Source organism: Stenotrophomonas sp. YJH_SMC_16, from assembly GCF_059367875.1.
This window is the reverse complement of the sequence record NZ_JCAFRH010000015.1, coordinates 23,090-44,165: the sequence shown is the minus strand read 5'-3', so window position 1 is coordinate 44,165 and position 21,076 is coordinate 23,090. Positions and strand designations below refer to the sequence as shown.

Below are 21,076 nucleotides of genomic sequence, written 5' to 3'. Positions count from 1 at the left end.
TGCGTTGCGCTTCTTGTCCAGCATCACCGCCACGCACCACAGCAGCAGGCCGCCGATCGCAGTGGCCGCACCGACATAGCCGGTGCTGGCCGGGCTGAAGCCGGCGCTGATCGCCAAGCCGCCCAGCCACGGGCCGAGTGCATTGGCGGTATTGAAGGCGGCATGGTTGGAGGCAGCTGCCAGCGTCTGCGCTTCGCCGGCCACGTCCATCAGGCGTGTCTGCAGCACCGCGGCCAGCGCGCCCATGGTGCCGACGGTGATGATCATCGGGCCGATGGTCCACACCGATTGCGCGGCCAGCGGATACAGCAGCAGCATCACGATCGACCACAGCAGCACCACCGCGGCGGCCTTGAAGTGGAACTTGTCCACCAGCCAGCCACCGGCGATGTTGCCGATGATCGCACCGATGCCGAACACGCCCACCGCCAGCGGCATCCACGATTCGGCTACGCCGGTGACCTGCACCAGGGTCGGCGCCAGGTAGGTGAACACGCAGAACATGCCAGCGAAGCCAACGGCGCCGATTGCCAGCGCCAGCCACACCTGGGTGGTGTTGAAGGCGCGCAGTTCGCGCATCGGCGAAGTGCGCACTTCGTCCGGATCCGGCAGCAGGAAGCGCGCGATCATCGCCACGGTGGCGATGGCCAGCAGGCTGACCAGGGCAAAGGCGGTGCGCCAGCTCAGCTGCTGGCCCAGCCAGGTGGTCAGCGGATTGCCGACCAGGATCGCAATCGACAGGCCCAGCAGCACCCGCGACATCGCCTGGCCGCGCTGGCCGGCCGGGCTGATCGCCGCCGCCACCAGCATCGCCACGCCGAAGTAGGCGCCGTGTGGCAGGCCCGCGACGAAACGCGCGATCAGCATCGTGCCGTAGTTTGGTGCCAATGCGCTGGCCAGGTTGCCGATGGCATAGAAGCCCATCAGTGCCAGCAGCAGCTTACGGCGCGGGAAGCTGGCGCCGACGAAGGCGAGGATCGGGGCGCCGACCACCACGCCGATGGCGTAGGCGCTGATCAGGTGGCCGACCTGGGTTTCGGAAATCGACAGGCCGCGGCTGATCTCCAGCATCAGGCCCATGCTGGCAAATTCACTGGTGCCGATGGCGAAGCCGCCCAGGGACAGGGCAAGAATGATCAAGGTGCGCTGACGGGGCGTCAGCCGCGCAGCCAGGGAAGCGTTGGGGCTCATGCGGGGGCGCGATGGGGGCGGGGAGCCAGCCATTGTACTGCTGCACCGCAACAGCAGCAGCCACGCCCGGGGCAAATCAGTGTTTGATCGATGGGATTGCGGCACGCCGGGCACGGGCTCGGTGCTGCAGCGCGTGCGGCCCCCTGTTGCCGGCCTCCTGCATGTGATGACGACACGGCGGTCGGCATGATGGGCGTGCAGGGGCTGTGGAATGCTGGAACAAGGAGGATGTCGATGCAGGAGTTCAGGCATGTGCTGGAGACGCGCGGCCGCTATCAGCTGGTAGCGGTGTCCTACGCGCCGGTGTACGCTCCGGGCGATGTGGTCGGCCATGCGGTCGTCGCCGACGATGGGGATCGTCTGACCGACCTGGTATCACTGGCCGAAGCGCGCCAACTGCTGTTGCAACGGGTGCGTGAAGAGGGCGAAGAGCCCGGGCTGGAGAACGAAAACCACCTGCGGAAGAAGGCGTCGCGCTGGCGCCGCCGCTAGGCCGTCGCGCCCTTGTGCGCATCATGGAGGATTCGGGTGTTGCCCAGTAAGAAGTATCTGCTCATCGCCATCACCACGCTGGCGACCCTGTTGCTTGGTTTCGTGTTTTCCGGCTACCTGACGTTGTTGTTCCTGGGCCTGGATACCAAGCTGTTCACCTGGAACACCTATTACCAGTACTTCAATGCGCTGGACCAGCCACAGGTCGCGCCCTTCGTGGGCAAGATCAAATGGGCTGGCTACGTGGGCTTCGGTCTGCCGCTGCTGGCCCTGCTGGTGACCGGCCTGGTGCTGCTGCTGAAGAAGGACAAGCGCTCGCTGCATGGCGACGCGCGTTTCGCCACCGGCGCCGACCTGTCCAAGCACGGCATGTTCAAGAAGACCGGCCAGAGCATCGTGGTCGGCAGCCATGGCGGCAAGCTGGTACGGCTGGACGGCCAGCAGTTCGTGATCCTTGCGGCACCCACCCGTTCAGGCAAGGGCGTGGGCGTGGTCATCCCGAACCTGCTGGAGTACGGCGAATCGCTGGTGGTGCTGGACATCAAGCAGGAGAACTTCGACCTGACCAGTGGCTGGCGCGCCAGCCAGGGCCAGGAGATCTACCTGTTCAATCCCTTCGCCGAAGATCGGCGCACGCACCGCTGGAACCCGCTCAGCTATGTGTCCGATGATCCGGCGTTCCGGGTTTCGGACCTGATGAGCATTGCCGCGATGCTGTATCCGGATGGGGCCGAGGACCAGAAATTCTGGGTCAGCCAGGCGCGCAACGCGTTCATGGCCTTCACCCTGTATCTGTTCGAGAACTGGGATGACGAGCGCAGCAGCGGATTCCCGGGCGGTTCGGGCACGCCCACGCTGGGCGCTGTCTACCGGTTGTCATCGGGCGACGGCACCGATCTGAAGAAGTACCTCAAGGCTTTGTCGGAGCGGTCGTTCCTCAGTGGCAACGCCCGTTCGGCGTTCGCCAACATGCTGTCCCAGGCCGACGAGACCTTCGCTTCGATCCTCGGCACCTTCAAGGAGCCGCTCAATCCCTGGATCAACCCGGTGCTGGACAAGGCCACCAGCAGCAACGACTTCCTGCTGACCGACGTGCGCAGGAAGAAGATGACCATCTACATCGGCATCCAGCCGAACAAGCTGGCCGAGAGCCGGCTGATCATCAACCTGTTCTTCAGCCAGCTGATCAACCTCAATACCAAGGAACTGCCCAAGTCCAACCCGGACCTGAAGTACCAGTGCCTGTTGCTGATGGACGAATTCACCTCGATCGGCAAGGTCGAGATCATCGCCTCGGCGGTGTCCTACATGGCCGGTTACAACATCCGCCTGCTGCCGATCATCCAGAGCATGTCCCAGCTTGATGCCACCTACGGACGGGAAGTGTCACGCACGATCATCACCAACCACGCGCTGCAGATCCTGTACGCGCCGCGCGAGCAGCAGGACGCCAACGACTACTCGGACATGCTGGGCTACACCACCATCCGCAAGAAGAACGTCACCCATGCCCGCGAGAAGACCCACAACTTCACCGAGGAGCGGCGCGCACTGATGCTGCCTCAGGAGCTGAAGGCGATGGGGCCGGACAAGGAAGTATTCCTCTACGAGGGCATACCGCATCCGGTGAAGTGCGACAAGATCCGCTATTACAAGGATCGCTATTTCACGTCGAGGCTGCTGCCGAAGGTCGACGTTCCGATGCTTAACGTCTAATTCACGGCGCTAAATTTGTGACGTGGATTCATATTCACCGACATGAAATCGTGACCTGAGTCAAAAATTCGGCATCTGTTCATAGATTTTCAGACTTGTCTGACATGGAATTGACGCGTGGTTGTGTAACTCTGTGTTCGTCATCCAGAAGTGTGTGCTGGATGGCAAAAGTTGTAACGCAGGGTGGCCAGGAGTTTGTGCCATGGAAACAAGGATGGTTTCGACGTTGGTGAGGGTGTGCGGGTGTGTCGTCGGCAACGTCTGGCGGCCCCGCGACCTGGTTGGCAGCTTTCGGGCTGCAGGGGAGCCGGGGCAGGTGTGCTGCATGCCAGCGCGTCTCCCCGATTCCGGCGTGCGCCATGCAGCGCCGGACGACCAGGGAACCAACGCTCGGGACTGCTTTTTCGTACGTCAAAGTGAAGCCCGTATGAATCAGGCGTTTATCGCGAAAATCTCCATCGCCGCAGTCGCGGCGCTGATGGTGGCAGGGTGTGCCACCAAGTCCGCCCCCGATTTCGGTGGGCGCTGGAAGCCGGTCAACCGCTTTGCTGTGGCGACGACCGAGATCCCGCTGTACTCCAGCTACGTCTACCAGGCTTCGCCGATGGATGGCACGCTCAAAGCCATGCTCGAGCGCTGGGCCAAGGATTCAGGCCGGACGCTGGATTACCGCCTCAATTCGGACTTCACGCTGTATGGCGCGGTCTCGAAGATCGATACCACCAACGCGCAGCAGGCTGTGATCGATCTGACTTCGGCGTATTCGGCGCAAGGCATCTCCGTCTCCATTGTTGGCAACCAGATCGTTGTGCAGAGCGCTGGCTCGACGCCCACCGCGTCGGCGCAGGGCGCTGATTCCAACAGCGGCACCTGAGTCCACCTCGAAACCATCGAACGTGCTGCTCCCCGCGCCTGTCGCAGGGGCTCCATGCCCATTGATGTTTCAGCAGTACGGAAGAATCCATGTTCCGCAAGAAGGATCCCGGCAACAGTCCCAAGGTCGAGCAGTCGGTCGCCAAGGCGGTCAGCTACGAGATCACCGTGGCCGATATGGCGCGTCGCAGCGAGCGGCGCGCGTGGTGGGTCGCCACAGGCTCGTTGCTGATGTCGCTCGCACTGGCGGGCGGCTACTACTACATGCTGCCGCTGAAGGAGAAGGTGCCGTTCCTGGTGATGGCCGACGCCTACACGGGTACCGCGACCGTCGCGCGCCTGAGTGGCACCTTCCAGGGCGAGACGATCACCAGCAACGAAGCGATCAATCGCAGCAACGTGGCCCAGTACGTGCTGGCACGTGAATCGTACGACTCGGCGGTAATGGGCCTGCGCGACTGGGAGCTGGTGTTCGTGATGTCCACCGATCCGGTGGCGCAGTCCATGCGCGTGCGCTATGCCGGCAACAACCCGCAGAACCCGTTCGTGATGTATGGCCGCGAGCGCGCCATCCGGGTCAAGATCCTCAGCATCACGCCGCTGGGCGCCGAACCGAACGGCAGCTTCCGCGGTGCGTCGGTGCGCATCCAGCGCAGCCTGTTGGACAAGCGCACTGGCGTTGCCACCTACCTGGACAATCAGCTGGTGACGATGCGCTTCGGCTACAACCAGAACCTCGCGCTGTCCGAGCAGGATCGTATCCTCAATCCGCTGGCCTTCCAGGTCACCGAGTATCGCGTCGACAACGACTATTCCCGTGGCGTCCCGGTGCCGGATGACGGCGCCATGCAGGCGCAGGCGCAGCAGGCTGCACAGGCCGCGCAGCAGGCACAGGGCGTCTACGATCCGAACAATCCGGCTGCGGCCACGATGATCGATCCTGCCACCGGCCAACCGGTCGCGGCTCCGGTCAACGGCCAGGTGCCGGGCCAGCCGATGCCGGGCCAGCCCGTACAGGGTCAACCCATGCCGGGTCAGCCGGTGCAGGGGCAAGTAACGCCGGGGCACGCCATGCCCGGACAGCCGGCCATGAGGCCGGCGCAGAACAATTCCACCGGAACTGCTGATGGAGCAAGCAACCGATGAGTAGTCGAAATATCAGGGGAAGCGCGCTGGCGCTGCTGTCGATGTTGTCGCTGTTGTTTTCAGCAGCGGCGATGGCGCAGGCGGTGGACCACTACGAGTACGAGAAGGACCGCATCTATCCGGTTCGCACCGGCCTGGGCCTGACCACCCAGATCGAGTTGAGCCCGAACGAGAAGATCCTCGACTACAGCACCGGCTTCAGCAGCGGCTGGGAGCTGACCCGCCGCGAGAACGTGTTCTACCTCAAGCCGAAGAACGTCGACGTGGACACCAACATGATGGTGCGCACCGAGACCCACTCCTACATCTTCGAGCTGAAGGTGGTAGCCACTGACTGGCGCCAGCTGGAACAGGCGCGTCGTGCAGGCGTGCAGTACAAGATCGCCTTCGTCTATCCGAACGACACCGTGTTCGGCGTCGCCCAGGAAGCGGTCGAAGAAGAGGCCAAGCCATTGTTGAGCTCTGAACTGGCCAAGGACCGCCAGTACAACTTCAACTACTCCTATTCGACCAGCAAGGCGAAGAAGATGGGGTGGCTGATCCCGGTCAACGCCTATGACGATGGTCGTTTCACCTACCTGAAGCTGCCGAATTCGCCGGAGTACAAGACCGGCATCTTCCCGGCGGTTTTCGGTCGCGAAACGGAATACGGTGAAGACTTCGTGGTCAACACCACGGTTGAAGGCAATACGCTGATCGTGCACGGGACGCACCCGTACCTGGTCATCCGCCACGGCGACTTCGTCGTCGGCCTGCGAAGGAACGTGAAGAAATGAGCCAGCAGAACACTCCCGGAAACGACCCGAACAACGGACGCGACGAGAGCCAGAGCCCGTACGGCGCACAGGGTGCCTCGGACGCGCCGTCGAATCCCTATTTCGGCACGGCCCAGGCCGAGCCGGCGCCGGATCTGGACGCGGCCGCGCCGCAGCTGCGCTCGGCCGAAGAGCAGCGGTTGAACCGCAAGGCGCTGCTGTTCCTCGGCGGCATCGTGCTGCTGCTGATGGCAATGGGCTTCCTGCTGTTCCGCAAGGGCCAGGAAAGTGATGACGCCGTGCAGAAGGTGCCGGATGTCGCACGTGCCAGCACGCCGACATTGCCGGACATTGCGCCGCCTCCGCAGGCGCCGCCGACTGCCGCCGAACCGATTCCGATGCTTCCGCCGATGTCGCAGGACGAAGGTCCGAAGCTGGTGCCCATCGCGTCCCGGCCGGAAGCCATGGGACCCCGTGAGCCGACGCTGGTCGAGCGCCGGATGGCTGGCGTGGATGATGCCGCGCTTGCGGCAGGCAATCGCGCGCAACCGCAGCGCAGTGCGCTCGACGAACAGACCCGCCAGGCGCTGCTTGCGAACATGATGCCCAACCAGCAGGGGCAGCAGAAGATCCGCCGTGGGCCGGATGTGGAAGACGTTTCCAGTGCCGCCTACATCCAGAGCCCCGATGCGCTGCTGGTGCGCGGCACCTACCTGCGGTGCGTGCTGGAAACCCGCATCATCACCGATCTGGCCGGCTACACGTCGTGCCTGCTGACCGAGCCGGTGTACTCGATCAACGGTCGCAACCTGCTGCTGCCGAAGGGCTCCAAGATCTATGGCGCCTATGGCGGTGGTCCGATCGGCAAGCGCGTGGAAGTGATCTGGGATCGCATCACCACCCCCAATGGCATCGATGTTGCGATGTCCAGCCCGGGCGTGGATCAGCTGGGCGGCGCCGGCCATCCGGGCCAGTACAGCGCGCACTGGGGCAGCCGTATCGCCTCGGCGCTGATGATCAGCCTGATTTCCGATGCCTTCAAGTACGCGGCTGCCGAACATGGTCCGGAGACGACCACCATCGCCAACAACGGCATGACGGTGCAGTCGCCCTATGAGAGTGCTACCGCACGCACGATGGAGCGCCTGGCCAACGAGGCACTCAGCAGCAACCGTCGTCCGCCGACCGTCACCATCAACCAGGGCACGATCGTGAATGTCTACGTTGCCAAGGACGTTGACTTCACCAACGTGCTCCACCCCCGCCGGTAACCCTACGAACGATCATGGACGCCGAAGTGTCACCCCTCGCCCTCGTCTCCAGCGATTTCCTGCGCTATCAGTACGAAGTGCTGGGCATCGCCGAGTACATGACTTCCCCGGAAGTGACGGAAATCTGCATCAACCGTCCCGGTGAGCTGTACCTGGAAACCCGGGCGGGGTGGCAGCGGGTAGACGTGCCGAGCCTGACCTTCGAGCGGGCCCGGCAGTTCTGCACGGCGGTGGTGAACGAGAGCAACACCGGTCAGCGCATTACCGATGCCGATCCGGTCGTGTCGCTCACGTTCCCCACCGGCCAGCGTGCGCAGTTCGTGATTCCGCCGGCATGTGACGCCGGGAAGGTATCAATCACCATCCGTCTGCCGTCCAAGCACACCAAGTCGCTGAGCCAGTATCACGAAGATGGTTTCTTCAACCAGATCCTGGAAAGCGATGGCAGCATCAGCGAGCAGGACCGCGAGCTGCTGGAACTGCGCCAGCAGCGCGAGTACGCCGAGTTCTTCCGGCGTGCGGTGATGTACCGCAAGAACATCGTGGTGTCCGGTGCGACCGGCAGCGGCAAGACCACCTTCATGAAAGCGCTGGTCAATCATATCCCCGACAACGAACGCCTGGTCACGATCGAGGACGCACGCGAGCTGTTTCTGACCCAACCCAATGTGGTGCACCTGCTGTACTCCAAGGGTGGGCAGAGCACCAGCAACGTCAGCGCCAAGAGCTGCATGGAAGCCTGCCTGCGCATGAAGCCCGAACGCATCATCCTTGCCGAGCTGCGCGGTGACGAGGCGTTCTACTTCATCCGCAACTGCGCATCGGGCCACCCGGGCTCGATCACCAGTTGCCATGCGGGCAGTCCGGAGCAGACCTGGGACCAGTTGGCCCTCATGGTGAAGGCCTCCGCAGAAGGTTCGGGCCTGGAATTCAACGTGATCAAGCGACTGTTGATGATGACCATCGACATCGTTGTGCATATCAAGGCGCACGCCGGTTCGCGCTACATCACCGGTATCGATTTCAATCCTGGGCGCGCCCAGGGGCAGGAGGGCTGAAGGATGCTGCCAGGACTGGAGATGATGGCGTGCCCGGAGATGGCGGTGTCGATGGACGTGATGCAGCACGTCATCAACGTTGAATCGTCACGCAACCCTTATGCCATCGGCGTAGTTGGTGGCGCTCTGGTGCGCCAGCCCAAGGCGCTGGATGAAGCGCTGGCGACGGTTCGGATGCTGGAAGAGAAGGGCTACAACTTCTCCATCGGGTTGGCCCAGGTCAATCGCTACAACCTCGGCAAGTACGGCCTGGATTCCTACGAGAAGGCCTTCCAGCAGTGCCCGAACCTGCAGGCGGGCTCGCGCATCCTGGCCGAGTGCTACAAGCGCTCCGGTGGTGACTGGGGCAAGTCGTTCAGCTGCTACTACTCGGGAAATTTCGAGACCGGCTTCCGCCATGGCTATGTGCAGAAGGTCTACGACTCGATGCGCCGCGGGCAGCAGCTTGCCACCAATGGTGTTGCGCCGATCGACGTGGTGAGTCGGGGTGAACGCCGCAGCGTGAAGGTCGAGCATCATCCGCAGCTGGCCTCTCCGGCGCAGGCCCGCATCGTTGCGCAGTCCAATGGCCCGGTGTACGTGCCGTCGGAAGACCCGGCACGTGCGTATGTCGTGTATCCCTCCACCGGTGCGATGGCGCGGGGCAGCCTGCTGAACATCGCCGACCAGGCGCTGTCCAAGGTAGTGCTGGGTTCGGTGGACCGGATGATGCAGCCACAGCCGCAGCCCACCCAAGGGGCCACGTATCCGCAGCAACAGGCCGGTGGCATGCCGCAGCAGCTGCCTCAGCCGGGTCCGGCGCAGGCAATGGCCATGCCGCAGCAGTTGCCGGGCGCTGCCGGCGCCGGCAACGAGGGGCCCGTGATGCTGCGCCCCTGGAGCGAGCGCAATCAGCCTGTGGCCGGTGGCGAAAATTCATTCAACGCACCGGTGCAGGCTGCACCGGTGCAGCAGATTCCCGCAGGGGATGCGGCCTTCGTGTTCTGACGAAGTCGTGGTGCGGCCAGTCCCCCGGCTGGTCGATTCAGTTGTGTTAGTCCATCAACAAGGAAATCAATCCATGAAGCGATCCAATCTCGACCTCGTCCAGGCCCAGCGCACGCTGAAGACCCTGCTGATGGCCACGATCTTCGTTGGCGCACTGTTCGCCCCGCAGGTGTTCGCCACCAACACCGACTTCGGCGGCACCGACAAGAAGGTCTGCGGTTTCTTCTCCAACATCAACGGCCTGCTGAACATGGCCTCGATCGCCGTGGTGACCATTGCGGTGATCTTCGCCGGCTACCAGATCGCTTTTGCTCACAAGCGCATCAGCGACGTCGCGCCGATCCTGATCGGTGGCGTGCTGATCGGTGCCGCCGGCCAGATCGCGCGCATGCTGCTGGGTGAAGGCAGCGACGGCAAGTGCGGTGCTGGCACCAGCACGACCTACTACCTGATCAACAACGCGATCCAGTACTACAGTGCATAAGAACGTCGTGTTCCGCGGCTGCACGCGCCCAGCGATGTTCCTGGGCGTGCCTTATCTGCCATTTTTCATGGTGGCAGGCGGGCTGTTGCTGCTCAGTGTGTACACGAACTTCTGGTTCCTGCTCACCATTCCGGTGGCGATTTTCATCATGCGGCACATGGCCAAGCGTGACGAAATGATCTTCCGCCTGCTGGGCCTGCGACTGATGTTCAAGCTGAAGGTGCGCAACGTGCCGGAACACGATGGCATGTGGGTGTTCAACCCCAATCACTACCGCAACAAGCCGGCCCGAATGGATTGAGGTCCGGATCCGGCCTGGCGGGCGTTCTCCCCGCCAGGTCTCTTGAAACTCCTTGGCAGTACCTCTTTGGAAGCAGTCGTATGTTCAGCCCTGACACCTCCATCAGTGAGTTCATCCCGTTGTCGTCGCATGTCGCTCCGAACGTGGTCAAGACCACGGGCGGCGACTACCTGATGACCTGGCATCTGGAAGGACTGCCGTTCGTCGGCCGTGAGGAGTGGGAGCTCGAGCATCGCCACAACACGTTCAACCGCCTGCTGCAGACCCTGCGCGCACCGGACTTCGTCAACGTCGCTTTCTGGGTGCACGACATCCGTCGCCGCCGCACGCTGAAGGGCAAGAGCAGCTACAAGCAGCGCTTCAACCAGGACGTGTCCGACCAGTACATGGGCATGTTGTCCTCACAGCGCATCATGCAGAACGAGCTGTACCTGACCATGATCTACCGCCCGGTGGTGGCCGGTAAGCGCTTTGTCGAAAAGTCGGCGAACGTAGACAAGCTGCGCGCCGAGCAGGAACAGGCGGTCGAGAAGCTGATGGAACTGGCCGGCAACGTCGAGGCCGTGATCCGCGACTACGCGCCGTATCGCCTGGGCATGTACGAAGCCAAGAACGGCGTGGTGTTCTCGGAAACGCTGGAGCTGTTCGGCTACCTGATCAATCGCATCGATGAGCCGGTGCCGGTGCTGTCGGCGCCGATCAAGGATTACCTGCCTGTCAGCCGCCACATGTTCTCGGCCAAGACCGGCGATTTTGCGATCAACACCCCCAATGGCGCCAACCATTTTGGCGCCATCCTGAACATCAAGGAGTATGCCGAGGGGACCTACCCGGGCATCCTCAACGGCCTGAAGTACCTCGACTACGAGTACGTCATCACCCATTCGTTCAGCCCGATGGGGCGTCAGGATGCGCTGAAGGTGCTCGACCGCACCAAGGGCATGATGATCTCCTCCGGCGACAAGGCGGTCAGCCAGATCGTCGAGCTGGACCAGGCCATGGATCAGCTGTCGTCGGGCAACTTCGTGCTGGGTGAATACCACTTCATCATGGCGGTCTACGGCGACACGCAGGCCAAGCTCTCGCAGAACGTCGCCTCGACCCGTGCCGAGCTGTCCAACGCCGGATTCGTGTCGACCAAGGAAGACCTGGCGGTTACCTCGTCCTTCTATTCGCAGCTGCCGGGTAACTGGCGCTACCGCACTCGCCTGGCCAATGTAAGTTCGCTGAACTTCCTGGGCCTGTCGCCGCTGCACAACTTCGCCACCGGCAAGCAGCACAACAATCCGTGGGGCGACTGCGTCACCACGTTGCAGACCACCAACGGCCAGCCGTACTACTTCAATTTCCACGCGACCCATCCGTCGGAAAACTCGCTGGGCGAGAAGGCGATCGCCAACACCATGGTGATCGGCAAGTCCGGTACCGGTAAGACCGCGCTGATCAACTTCCTGCTCAGCCAGGTGCAGAAGTACGAGCCGTCGCCGACCATCTTCTTCTTCGACAAGGACCGCGGTGCTGAGATCTTCGTGCGGGCCTGCGGAGGTAACTATCTGGCCCTGGAGAACGGCGCGCCGACCGGCTTCAACCCGTTCCAGTGCGAGAACAACGAAGCCAACGTGCAGTTCCTGGCCGACCTGATCAAGGTGCTGGCCGGCAAGCGCGAGTACAGCGCCCGCGAGGAAGAAGACATCTACCGCGCCGTGGAAAGCATGCTCGATACGCCGATGCATCTGCGCAGCATGACCAACTTCCAGAAGAGCCTGCCCAACATGGGCGACGATGGCCTCTACGCGCGCATGCGCCGTTGGACCTCGGGCAATTCGCTGGGCTGGGTGTTCGACAATCCCGTGGATACCGTTGACCTGAGCAAGGCCAACATCATCGGCTTCGACTACACCGACATCATCGACAACCCTGAAGTGCGCGTGCCGGTCATCAATTACCTGCTGCACCGCCTGGAGTCGCTGATCGACGGCCGTCCGCTGATCTATGTGATGGACGAGTTCTGGAAGATCCTGGATGGCGAGGGTGGCCTGAAGGAGTTCGCGAAGAACAAGCAGAAGACCATCCGTAAGCAGAATGGTCTCGGCATCTTTGCCACACAGAGCCCGGAGGACGCGCTGAAGAGTGATATCTCCGCCGCCCTGATCGAACAGACCGCTACCCTGATCCTGCTGCCGAACCCGAATGCCAGCAAGAGCGACTACATGGATGGCCTGAAGTTGACCGAGGCCGAGTTCAATGTGGTTACCGCCTTGGACGAGCGCTCGCGTTGCTTCCTGGTCAAGCAGGGTCATGCGTCCAGTGTCTGCCAGCTCAACCTGCGCGGCATGGACGACATCCTGTCGGTGATCTCGGCGTCGACCGACAACATCGACATCATGCATCGTGTCCTGCAGACCGCCGCCGCGCGTGCACGTGTGACGGTGGATGAGCTGACGCCGGAACAGTGGCTGGAAGATTTCTACAAGAACCGCAAGGGCTCCGGAAAGCCCGCATCCAACAGTAAGGAGGTTGCAGCATGACTGTCGCAACGGACGTGAACGCAGCAAGCCCCTTGAATTCGATGGAGAAGAACATGGAAACCACTGCCCGTACTGCCAAGACGCCGAGTGCAGTCTCCCGGCTCCGTTCCACCGCCATGGCGATTTCCGTCGCCGCATTGCTCAGCTTCCCCGTGAAGGGATACACCATCCCGGTGGTTGAGGTTGGCTTGAATACCTTCAACAGCACGCTGACTGAGGTCCATACGCTTGCCGCTCAGGGGGAAGCCTTGCTCGAGTACAGTACCCAGGCGCAACGGTTTCTGGAAACAACTCAGAACTGGGCGCAGAAGCTGGCGAAGTTCAATCAGATCATCGCCTCGCCACTGATGCCTCAAGGCGTGAAGCTGGAGCCGGTTCCGCTTGAGTGGAATGTTGCCGAGCGCTGCGGCGCCGGCAATATCATGAGCCTGAGCGGTATCCTCACTGCGTTGGACTTGAGCCCGGGTGGGGACATCATCGCCCAGCAGCGCAACATCTGCGCTGCAATCCAGGTCATGGAGAATCAGAAGTACAACGAGACCGTGGAAGTTGTGCAGAAGACGATGCCCGACATGCGCAAGGTGCTGGACAGGATCAAGGATATCCGCGATCTGTGGAGCGGCGAGGGTGCGATGGCAGAGGCCTCCGCGAATGCAGTCGTTTCTGACGCCTATATGCAGGCGGATTTTGCGACCTGGGAAAAGAAGACTGAAGGGTATGACAAGCAGATTCAGGCGCTGACCAAGATGCAGCAGATTCTTGCGCAGCGCGCATTGAAGGGTACCGGTCAGTCACCTCTCGGTACCGTAGTGAAGGCCGCGGCACTGAAGGCAGCGCTCTCCAACTGATTAGACGCTGCTCCGGTCGAGCTGCAATCACATTCTAGGTGAAGTTATGGATCTTGGGCTGATGGATGGCATGTTGGGGCAAGGCCCCCTGCACATGCTGCAGAATCTGCACGCGTCATCCTCAATTGGTGACTTTGTGTTCTTCCGGCTGATCCTCGATTACCTGCATAAGGAAATCGCGGAGTACGGCGTCAAGCTGCTTGGACGCATGATGGCGTGGGTCGGTGGCATTGCACTGACTCTCATGACGCTCTGGGTGCTGATTCAGGGTTTCCGGATCGCCACCGGTCGCAGCCGCGATTCGATGATGGTGCTCGTGACCAACATGGCCAAGGCTGCGCTGATCGTGTCGGTTGCCACGACCATGGGTATGTTCGGTCGCGAGATGCATGGCTTTCTCATCAATGACGTGAAGAACGAGATTACTTACGTCGTGACCGGGAAGAAGGACTCGCCGGAGGATCTGATCGATGAGAACCTGGGCTACATGCAGCTGGCGCTATCCAGCGTTGACGCGCTGGACGTGATGAGCGACGTGACGCTGGACAACGCCAAGACCCGTGCCATGTGGTTCATTGGCATGGGCACGGGTGGTCCGGCAGTCACGGCTGGCTCAATGCTTTTGCTGTATGAGGTCGCGCTGGCATTGTTCATCGGCCTGGGGCCATTATTCATCCTGTGCTTGCTGTTTGACCAGACCAAGCAGCTGTTCCAGAAGTGGCTGCTCTACGGCATAGGCACGATGTTCTCCATGGCGGTTCTGGCAGCGATGACCGGCATCGCGATGAAGATGGTGTCCAAGGTTGCGTTCGCCTTCTGGGGAAGCACGTTGACGGGCACGCTGATGGGTCAGAATTTCAGTGAAGGTATGTCGAGCATGGCACTGCAGCAAGGCGGCATGGGCCTGATCCTGACCACGCTGATTCTGACTGCGCCCCCAATGGCGGCGATGTTCTTCCAGGGAACATTGGGCAGCTTCATGGCATATTCGCAGATAGGCGGTAGTGCAGTACCGGCATCGCCGGGCCCGAATGGTCAGCCGCCGGGTTCGACGGGAGGCGGACAATACAAGCCGAACGCACCGGCGACTCACGAATCTCAACCGATGGGTGTAGGCTCTGCAGTCACTCCGAGATTGCAGGGTGCCTTTGACTCTCCGCCACCATCGTCTGGGCTTAGAGGAAATGCGAATGGCAGCGTTGCATAGCGAGTTCGATATGCATGATAAAGGTGGAGTTGGCGGGCGATGAAAATTCTTGTATCGCAAGCGATTCTCGCCAGTTCTTTGATCTTGGGCGTGGCATATCAATCCTTTGCCGAAGGTAATTGCCCTCCTGGTTACTACCCGATTGGGGGGCAAGGGGCACGGGGGTGTGCGCCTATACCCGGGGCCGCTAGTGGAGGTGGTACCACAGCGGAGATTCAGCTTGCCAGTCCTACTGGCAAGTGGGTGCGAACCTGGGGGGCGATAGCGTCTTCCAAGAACACTCAAGACGCAGGAGTGTCGACGGGAAAGAGAGCCAAAGAGCTGGCAGAGCAAGAGGCTCTTTCCAAGTGTGCATCGGGAGGAGCGCGTGACTGCAAGGTCGATTTGGCCTACTTTAATCAGTGCGCTTCTTGGGTCGTTCCAAGTGGGCGTTCTGGGGGCGGGCAGTCGGGAGTGGGTGGTGGGCCCACGCCGGAGCGAGCGCTATTTGTGGCCCAGTTAATGTGCAGGAATGATCAGCCAGGAAAATGTGTGGAGTTCTATGCCAACTGCACGAAACCGATTTTTGAGGAGTTCTAGTTCTCTTAAATAGTTAATTGATGGCCTCGGAAATTGCCATGCCAAATAGCCGCTGGTGGGCGCTATTGGCGATTCGCCTTCTACGAGCGATAGGGCGTGAGGGGCGCCACGTGTGGTGCTGTACCGCGTTACGACTCAAGCGGCAGCGCCGTGTGTGTTTCATCGAGCGACTGGAGCTGCCGGCTTCGCGCGGTATGTGCTCTGATGGAGTGCAATGTAAAGCGGCCTGTTCCGCTTGTTCTGAGTCGATCTATGAGACGAAGGAAATGTCAATCGCGGTGCCGTCTAGCTGGTCCAATGAGAAGGGGGTGAGGACAGTTTCATGAATGGAGCAAAGCAATGGGTGATTCTTTTCTTCTTTCTTCTCGTCTCATTGACCGAAGTTGCGTTCGCTGAAGGCAATTGTCCACCAGGGTACTATCCAATTGGAGGTCAGGGCGCCCGAGGTTGCGCCCCCATTCCAAGTGGCGCACCGAGTAGCACATCGAGTGGCGGGATTTCCGAATTGCCCGCAAACTCTCCTACTGGGCGATGGACCAAGACATGGGGGGCGATTGCTGAATCGAAAACGACTCAGGACGCGGGCACCTCTGTCGGTAAGCGATCCAAGGAGGAGGCTTCTCGTGAGGCAATTTCAAAATGCGGATCAGCTGGTGCCGCTGATTGTTTGGTTAGCTTCACGTATCAAAATCAGTGTGTCTCGTGGGTCATTCCAAGGGGGCGTTCTGGCGCGGGCCGTGCTGGGATTGGATCTGGTCCCACGCCCGAAAGGGCCAAGTTCAACGCGCAAGCCATGTGCAAAAATGATCAGCCGGGATACTGCGAAGAGATCTATTCGGACTGCAGTAAACCGATATTTGATGAGTTCTAAGTTGCAGGCTTATGTCGCGCCCTGATATTCCGGTCCATTGATGTGACCGGCATCGCGATGAAGATGGTGTCCAAGGTTGCGTTCGCCTTCTGGGGAAGCACGTTGACGGGTACGCTGATGGGTGAGAATTTCAGCGAAGGTATGTCGAGCATGGCACTGCAGCAAGGCGGCATGGGCCTGATCCTGACCATGCTGATTCTCTGACTGCGCCGCCCGATGGCGGCGATGTTCTTCCAGGGAACATTGGGCAGCTTCATGGCATATTCGCAGATAGGCGGTAGTGCAGTACCGGCATCGCCGGGCCCGAATGGTCAGCCGCCGGGTTCGACGGGCGGGGGGGCAATACAAGCCGAACGCACCGGCGACTCACGAATCTCAACCGATGGGTGTAGGTTCTGCAGTCACTCCGAGATTGCAGGGTGCCTTGACTCTCCGCCACCATCGTCTGGGGTTAGAGGAAATGCGAATGGCAGCGTTGCATAGCGAGTTCGATATGCACGATAAAGGTGGAGGTGACGGGCGATGAAAATTCTTGTATCGCAAGCGATTCTCGCCAGTACTTTGATCTTGGGCGTTGCGTATCAATCCTTTGCTGAAGGCAATTGTCCGCCAGGGTACTACCCGATTGGAGGTCAGGGCGCCCGAGGTTGTGCCCCCATTCCAAGTGGCGCACCGAGTAGCACATCGAGTGGCGGGATTTCCGAATTGCCCGCAAACTCTCCGACTGGGCGGTGGATAAAGACTTGGGGGGCAATCGCCGAGTCCCGGTCTACTCAGGACGCAGGAGCATCGACCGGCCTTCGATCACAGCTAGCGGCAGAGCAAGAGGCGTTGCGGAAGTGCAGTTCAACTGGTGCCGCCGATTGCTCCGTCAGTTTGGCGTATCGAAATCAGTGTGTGGCTTGGGTCATTCCAAGTGGGAAGACGGGGCGTGGAATGTCGGCGCTGGGGCGTGGTGCTACGCCGGAAATGGCGCTGATAATGGCGCACTCCAAGTGCAAGAATGATGTGAGCGGGAAGTGCGCGGTGCTGTATGAAAACTGTACCAAACCTATTTTTGAAGAATTTTGATGTAAATGTGTCGGCGGGCACGCTGGTATAGTCTCGAAGAATGTTGTCGTTGGAGAGCCACGGCATAAAATGCTGCGCGCCTACTTCCGGCTGAATGTGTCTCATCAGTCTCTTCTACTGCGCTGATGTTCACTGGGACGAAATACGTTAATGCTAGTACGGTAAGCTGGGCAACTTAGACTGCCTTGCGGGACTGCAGAGCTGCGGCGGGAGCACAATGCAGATCCGTCTACGTCGCGTGTGCTATTCCACTTTTCAAGAGATATCAGGCGTACGCGGCCGGACGCTGCCCGAGGCGGAGGAAAAGGCAGTGGGAGAATGTATCGACGCCGATGCGAAAGCCTGTCCTCTGGCATTCAACAACTGCATGTGAAGCTACAGGCGATTTGGGGGTGTTGCGCCGCCTGCGCCCGTCTTGCTTCGTGGATGCGGTCCCCGATTCTGTGACTGGTAGCGCCATTTCAAGCTTTCGATCTTCGACGCAAGCGACCTCCTCGCGCTAAGCTCTCCTGGCGTCAGAAAAATGACGCTTCGGCGCTACCGATTGCAGGAGCTTTCCCGTCCATGAGGACCCTGTCCCTCCGCTCAACGGGTGACGCATGCCACCGACGCTGCCATGGTGCTCCCGGAGCTATCATCCGCATCTGCAGGGTGACTGGCGCGACTGGGCAACGCCACTATGCCCGCCTACGACGCGAGCATCGGCGGGACGATATTGAAGGAGTGGGAGGGGATGGAAGACAGGGTTGGCGCACACATGGACGATGCCCTGGCATTTGTTCCGTCCGGTGCGAACCTGCTGGAAGCCGTCAGGGGCGAGCTCAACGGCGATGGCATCGAGTATCAGCTGCTGGTCATCGACCAGCCGACGCCGGAAGGGCTGGTGCCCGGCCAACACGGACCGAACCGGGTGCTGCTGTTGCTACGCGGTGACGGGCGCGGGCGCTGGCAGCTGGCCGCGCGCAACGACAAGCTGGTGCCGTGTTCCACCCGAGGTGGCCTGGCCGGCGACCCTTTTGCGTATGCAATGGTCGAGGAGGGCACCTTCAGCGTGATCACCAACGGCGGTAGCCGCGAGCGCTGGAGCAGCACCTACCGGTTCCGCTATGTGCCCGCGGACAAGGCCTGCTGGGTGGACGGGGTGAGACGCAAGGTCGTGGATATCGAGACCGAAGCGACCAACATCCGGGATTACTCGGTGGCGGAGCTGGGCAGGGTGCGGTTCGAGGACTTCGACCCGTCCAGTGTCGCGGAGGTGTCGCTTCCATGAGCCAAGCTCCAACCGGCGGAAGGGAATCCGCGCTGATGAAGATTCAGGAGTTGCACTGTGTCGACCGATAGAGAGTCGCAGCTGTTGCGGCAGGCGACCAAAGCCGGCATCGACTCCCCGCTTGAACTGGCCAATTTCATGGCCCAGGCAGGGCACGAGTCGCGCGGCTTGAGCCGGCTCAATGAAAGTTTCAACTTCACCCGGGGAATCTCGCAGATCCCGGTGGAAGCTGCGTGGCGCAATGGCAACGCTGCGTTGGAGAGCGCCCGCCAGGAAGCGCTGCGTGGCCGCCCGGAAAACCTGGCTGAGCTGATGTACGGCGGACGCATGGGCAATGATGTGCCCGGCGACGCATTGAAGTACCACGGCCGCGGCTATCTGCCGTTGGTCGGCAAGGAGAATTACGAGCGTGCCGGCAAAGCGCTGGATCTGGATCTGGTGAATCAGCCGGAACTGGCCGCGCAGCCCGAGCACGCAGGCCGTATTGCGGTGTGGCAGTGGCAGACGCGAGTACCGGAGGCGGCGCGCGAGGATGTGCGCGAGGCAACGCATGCGCTCAATGGCGCCCTCAATGGCATCGAGGCGCGCCGGCAACGCTTCGAGGTCTGGCAGCAGAAGCTGACGCCGGACGTGATGGCGCGGCTGGAGCGGGGTGAGGTCGGTGCGCCGGCGCAGAGTGTTGCCCGAGACATGTCGCAGACTGGTGAGCCCGGCAACGCGTTGTTCGAGGATGCACGCCGACGCCTGCAGCAGATGGGAGCACAGAGTGGACTGCGCAGCATACAAGAGCTCGACAATACCGCTGGCGCATTGGCGCTGGGGGCGCATAAGGCCGGCCTGTCGCGCATCGATCATCTCCTGGCCGGCAATGACGGTCGCACGCTGTTTGCGGTACAGGGTGGGCTGGGCGATCCGGCCATGCTGCGCGCATCGGTCGATCGCGAACAGGCGGCGCAGCAGCCACTGGCGCAGAGCAGCCAGCAGTTGGCTACCAGCGTCGCCCAGCAGGACCCGGCGGCTGCGCTTGCCCGCGAGCAGGAGCAGCGTTCTCGATCCCTGTAGCACCTGATACCTGCAGGCAGGGTGCCCGCAGGCGCTTTACGTACGACGCGTGGCGCCCTGTGGCGCCGACATGGAAACCCACTCGTAAGGACACCACATGCGAATCGTTCCCCCGAATGCCCGGCACGCCGCCGCCCACTGCAGTGCATCCGTGCGCCGCCTGCCGCCGCTCTGGCTGCTGTCACTTGGACTCGCCGCAGCGTCGGCACAGGCTCAGGAGGCCGCAGCACCCCTCGTGGAGACGCCCCCCGCTGCCGAGGCGGCCTTTGACGCGCCTGCAGGGACGGCGCACGTTGCAGCACCCACGGCGGCCGAAGCTGTTGCCGCGGCACCGGCTCCCAAAGTGCCGGCTGCCGTGACACCTCCTGTGACACCTGTGGTGGACGCGCAGCCGGCGCCGGCTGCGGACCCGGCGCCTGCGCCCGTTGCGCCCGCAGCGGCGGCGCCTGTGGCTGCACCGCCTGCCGTTGTCGAGCCAGCCGTCCCGGCGGTAGCTCCCGCGCCACCCGCCTTGGTCATCGTGCCGTTGCAGCCCGAGCAGGCCACCGAGCGCGCGCTTGGCGCCCGTTGCCCGGTGGATCTGGCCGGGCGGCTGGCGACCCAGGGCGAGCTGCTGATCGGCGCCTGCAAGGGCAGGATGCCGGCGCATCTGGCCGCGCTGCTGGTCGCGCTGCCCCAGCAGGACATCCACCTGCCGCGCAGCTGGCGCGAGCGTGAGGTGCAGCAGAAGGCGTGGTTCAAGGCGGTGCCGGGCTACGGCCAGCGCCCGGACTTCATCGTGCGGATGGGCGACATCTGGGTGCGCTCGCTGGAAGGGCGCGACGCCGACAGCACGTTCTATCTGGTGTCAGCACCGTTCACCTGCAGCGACCAGGTCGCCAACCGCGATGAGTACGGCGCGGAGCCGGTCCGCGTGCCAGCGGGCGATTGCCGCGAGGCCTACGTGGCCCAGCGTGTGTACCAGGTCCGCGGGGACGCGGCGCCGAGGGATGTGACCGCCGATGCCATGCCGGCCATGCCCCCGGTCACGGAGGTCGATCGTGCGCGTCAGCTGTCGCGTAAGGGACGGATCAGCCTGGACCATAGCAAGTTGCAGTACGGCCCGGCCATGCGCTGGTTCGTGCAGTACCCGGAGTCTGCGCAGAAGGGCGGTCCGCGCGCCTACGGTGACTGGAACCGCGAGCACATCGCGTTCGTGGTCTGGACGGGGGATCGCTTCGAGCTGCGTGAGAAGGTCGCGCGGGCGCAGTGGCCCTGTGACCCGGTAGCGCCGGGCGATCGCGCCTGTGGTGGCTTCCCGGATTCCGGGCCGGATCTGTTCGTAACCGCCGGTGCGTCGGCGCCGGTCGCGGCCTCCAGCCCCTGA

21 protein-coding genes are annotated in these 21,076 nt (G+C 62.0%); 20 read left to right on the top strand and 1 reads right to left on the bottom strand.

All coding sequences use genetic code 11. The features are described 5' to 3' along the window. Nucleotides 1-1,191: MFS transporter (locus AC5P6E_RS20855; RefSeq protein ID WP_495231320.1), on the bottom strand; the 1,191-nt coding region annotated here is incomplete at its 3' end. A gap of 234 nt (nucleotides 1,192-1,425) precedes the next feature. Here AC5P6E_RS20855 and AC5P6E_RS20850 point away from each other — a divergent pair. From AC5P6E_RS20850 to AC5P6E_RS20755, 20 genes are all read left to right on the top strand, one after another. Next, a complete protein-coding gene (locus AC5P6E_RS20850; RefSeq protein WP_029379975.1) occupies nucleotides 1,426-1,683 on the top strand; it encodes a hypothetical protein in 258 nt (85 codons plus the stop codon). A 36-nt stretch (nucleotides 1,684-1,719) separates the two neighbouring features. Further along, nucleotides 1,720-3,399, top strand: a complete 1,680-nt coding sequence (locus tag AC5P6E_RS20845) for a type IV secretory system conjugative DNA transfer family protein (protein ID WP_019338169.1) — start codon at nucleotides 1,720-1,722, stop codon at nucleotides 3,397-3,399. A gap of 427 nt (nucleotides 3,400-3,826) precedes the next feature. Continuing rightward, on the top strand, nucleotides 3,827-4,273 hold the full coding sequence (locus AC5P6E_RS20840) for a hypothetical protein (protein WP_010484845.1): 447 nt from the start codon (nucleotides 3,827-3,829) through the stop codon (nucleotides 4,271-4,273). Nucleotides 4,274-4,362: 89 nt separating this feature from the next. Beyond that, nucleotides 4,363-5,418 carry a type IV secretion system protein gene (locus AC5P6E_RS20835; RefSeq protein WP_197654185.1) on the top strand — a complete coding sequence of 352 codons (1,056 nt, stop codon included), beginning with the start codon at nucleotides 4,363-4,365 and terminating at the stop codon, nucleotides 5,416-5,418. Further along, nucleotides 5,415-6,194, top strand: coding sequence for a TrbG/VirB9 family P-type conjugative transfer protein (locus AC5P6E_RS20830; protein WP_014037652.1), 780 nt, complete (start codon nucleotides 5,415-5,417; stop codon nucleotides 6,192-6,194). Before AC5P6E_RS20835 ends, AC5P6E_RS20830 begins: the two co-directional genes overlap by 4 nt. Continuing rightward, nucleotides 6,191-7,444 (top strand): TraB/TrbI/VirB10 family type IV secretion system protein, encoded by a 1,254-nt coding sequence (locus AC5P6E_RS20825; protein ID WP_019338165.1) that lies wholly within the window; start codon nucleotides 6,191-6,193, stop codon nucleotides 7,442-7,444. Before AC5P6E_RS20830 ends, AC5P6E_RS20825 begins: the two co-directional genes overlap by 4 nt. Before the next feature lie 14 nt (nucleotides 7,445-7,458). After that, nucleotides 7,459-8,502 (top strand): P-type DNA transfer ATPase VirB11, encoded by a 1,044-nt coding sequence (gene virB11, locus AC5P6E_RS20820; protein ID WP_012511439.1) that lies wholly within the window; start codon nucleotides 7,459-7,461, stop codon nucleotides 8,500-8,502. A 3-nt stretch (nucleotides 8,503-8,505) separates the two neighbouring features. After that, nucleotides 8,506-9,489, top strand: a complete 984-nt coding sequence (locus AC5P6E_RS20815) for a lytic transglycosylase domain-containing protein (RefSeq protein ID WP_019338164.1) — start codon at nucleotides 8,506-8,508, stop codon at nucleotides 9,487-9,489. Nucleotides 9,490-9,562: 73 nt separating this feature from the next. Then, a complete protein-coding gene (locus AC5P6E_RS20810; RefSeq protein ID WP_010484857.1) occupies nucleotides 9,563-9,973 on the top strand; it encodes a TrbC/VirB2 family protein in 411 nt (136 codons plus the stop codon). Beyond that, nucleotides 9,966-10,274 carry a VirB3 family type IV secretion system protein gene (locus AC5P6E_RS20805; protein WP_010484859.1) on the top strand — a complete coding sequence of 103 codons (309 nt, stop codon included), beginning with the start codon at nucleotides 9,966-9,968 and terminating at the stop codon, nucleotides 10,272-10,274. The genes AC5P6E_RS20810 and AC5P6E_RS20805 overlap by 8 nt, the downstream gene beginning before the upstream one ends. Nucleotides 10,275-10,354: 80 nt before the next feature. Beyond that, nucleotides 10,355-12,802, top strand: a complete 2,448-nt coding sequence (locus tag AC5P6E_RS20800) for a VirB4 family type IV secretion/conjugal transfer ATPase (protein ID WP_019338163.1) — start codon at nucleotides 10,355-10,357, stop codon at nucleotides 12,800-12,802. Next, nucleotides 12,799-13,650 (top strand): hypothetical protein, encoded by an 852-nt coding sequence (locus AC5P6E_RS20795; RefSeq protein ID WP_010484866.1) that lies wholly within the window; start codon nucleotides 12,799-12,801, stop codon nucleotides 13,648-13,650. Before AC5P6E_RS20800 ends, AC5P6E_RS20795 begins: the two co-directional genes overlap by 4 nt. A 61-nt stretch (nucleotides 13,651-13,711) precedes the next feature. Then, nucleotides 13,712-14,857 carry a TrbL/VirB6 family protein gene (locus tag AC5P6E_RS20790; RefSeq protein ID WP_010484868.1) on the top strand — a complete coding sequence of 382 codons (1,146 nt, stop codon included), beginning with the start codon at nucleotides 13,712-13,714 and terminating at the stop codon, nucleotides 14,855-14,857. A 39-nt stretch (nucleotides 14,858-14,896) separates the two neighbouring features. Further along, nucleotides 14,897-15,436: a DUF4189 domain-containing protein gene (locus AC5P6E_RS20785; protein WP_080356581.1), complete on the top strand. Its 540-nt coding sequence runs from the start codon at nucleotides 14,897-14,899 to the stop codon at nucleotides 15,434-15,436. Between the two features lie 322 nt (nucleotides 15,437-15,758). Further along, nucleotides 15,759-16,307 (top strand): DUF4189 domain-containing protein, encoded by a 549-nt coding sequence (locus tag AC5P6E_RS20780; protein WP_100053227.1) that lies wholly within the window; start codon nucleotides 15,759-15,761, stop codon nucleotides 16,305-16,307. A 42-nt stretch (nucleotides 16,308-16,349) separates the two neighbouring features. Beyond that, entirely contained in the window at nucleotides 16,350-16,511 is a 162-nt protein-coding gene (locus AC5P6E_RS20775) for a hypothetical protein (RefSeq protein WP_010484874.1), read from the top strand. A gap of 318 nt (nucleotides 16,512-16,829) precedes the next feature. Then, a complete protein-coding gene (locus AC5P6E_RS20770; protein WP_080356529.1) occupies nucleotides 16,830-17,378 on the top strand; it encodes a DUF4189 domain-containing protein in 549 nt (182 codons plus the stop codon). A gap of 733 nt (nucleotides 17,379-18,111) precedes the next feature. Continuing rightward, nucleotides 18,112-18,648, top strand: coding sequence for a hypothetical protein (locus tag AC5P6E_RS20765; RefSeq protein ID WP_019336358.1), 537 nt, complete (start codon nucleotides 18,112-18,114; stop codon nucleotides 18,646-18,648). A 57-nt stretch (nucleotides 18,649-18,705) separates the two neighbouring features. Beyond that, nucleotides 18,706-19,710: an XVIPCD domain-containing protein gene (locus tag AC5P6E_RS20760; RefSeq protein ID WP_010484880.1), complete on the top strand. Its 1,005-nt coding sequence runs from the start codon at nucleotides 18,706-18,708 to the stop codon at nucleotides 19,708-19,710. Between the two features lie 97 nt (nucleotides 19,711-19,807). After that, on the top strand, nucleotides 19,808-21,076 hold the full coding sequence (locus tag AC5P6E_RS20755; RefSeq protein WP_408022893.1) for a hypothetical protein: 1,269 nt from the start codon (nucleotides 19,808-19,810) through the stop codon (nucleotides 21,074-21,076).

Coding starts and splice junctions, on each gene's coding strand:
- AC5P6E_RS20830 (WP_014037652.1), top strand. CDS start 5,415: ATGAGTAGTCGAAATATCAGGGGAAGCGCGCTGGCGCTGCTGTCGATG.
- AC5P6E_RS20840 (WP_010484845.1), top strand. CDS start 3,827: ATGAATCAGGCGTTTATCGCGAAAATCTCCATCGCCGCAGTCGCGGCG.
- virB11 (WP_012511439.1), top strand. CDS start 7,459: ATGGACGCCGAAGTGTCACCCCTCGCCCTCGTCTCCAGCGATTTCCTG.
- AC5P6E_RS20815 (WP_019338164.1), top strand. CDS start 8,506: ATGCTGCCAGGACTGGAGATGATGGCGTGCCCGGAGATGGCGGTGTCG.
- AC5P6E_RS20795 (WP_010484866.1), top strand. CDS start 12,799: ATGACTGTCGCAACGGACGTGAACGCAGCAAGCCCCTTGAATTCGATG.
- AC5P6E_RS20825 (WP_019338165.1), top strand. CDS start 6,191: ATGAGCCAGCAGAACACTCCCGGAAACGACCCGAACAACGGACGCGAC.
- AC5P6E_RS20790 (WP_010484868.1), top strand. CDS start 13,712: ATGGATGGCATGTTGGGGCAAGGCCCCCTGCACATGCTGCAGAATCTG.
- AC5P6E_RS20850 (WP_029379975.1), top strand. CDS start 1,426: ATGCAGGAGTTCAGGCATGTGCTGGAGACGCGCGGCCGCTATCAGCTG.
- AC5P6E_RS20780 (WP_100053227.1), top strand. CDS start 15,759: ATGAATGGAGCAAAGCAATGGGTGATTCTTTTCTTCTTTCTTCTCGTC.
- AC5P6E_RS20835 (WP_197654185.1), top strand. CDS start 4,363: ATGTTCCGCAAGAAGGATCCCGGCAACAGTCCCAAGGTCGAGCAGTCG.
- AC5P6E_RS20765 (WP_019336358.1), top strand. CDS start 18,112: ATGGAAGACAGGGTTGGCGCACACATGGACGATGCCCTGGCATTTGTT.
- AC5P6E_RS20800 (WP_019338163.1), top strand. CDS start 10,355: ATGTTCAGCCCTGACACCTCCATCAGTGAGTTCATCCCGTTGTCGTCG.
- AC5P6E_RS20770 (WP_080356529.1), top strand. CDS start 16,830: ATGAAAATTCTTGTATCGCAAGCGATTCTCGCCAGTACTTTGATCTTG.
- AC5P6E_RS20785 (WP_080356581.1), top strand. CDS start 14,897: ATGAAAATTCTTGTATCGCAAGCGATTCTCGCCAGTTCTTTGATCTTG.
- AC5P6E_RS20810 (WP_010484857.1), top strand. CDS start 9,563: ATGAAGCGATCCAATCTCGACCTCGTCCAGGCCCAGCGCACGCTGAAG.
- AC5P6E_RS20755 (WP_408022893.1), top strand. CDS start 19,808: ATGCGAATCGTTCCCCCGAATGCCCGGCACGCCGCCGCCCACTGCAGT.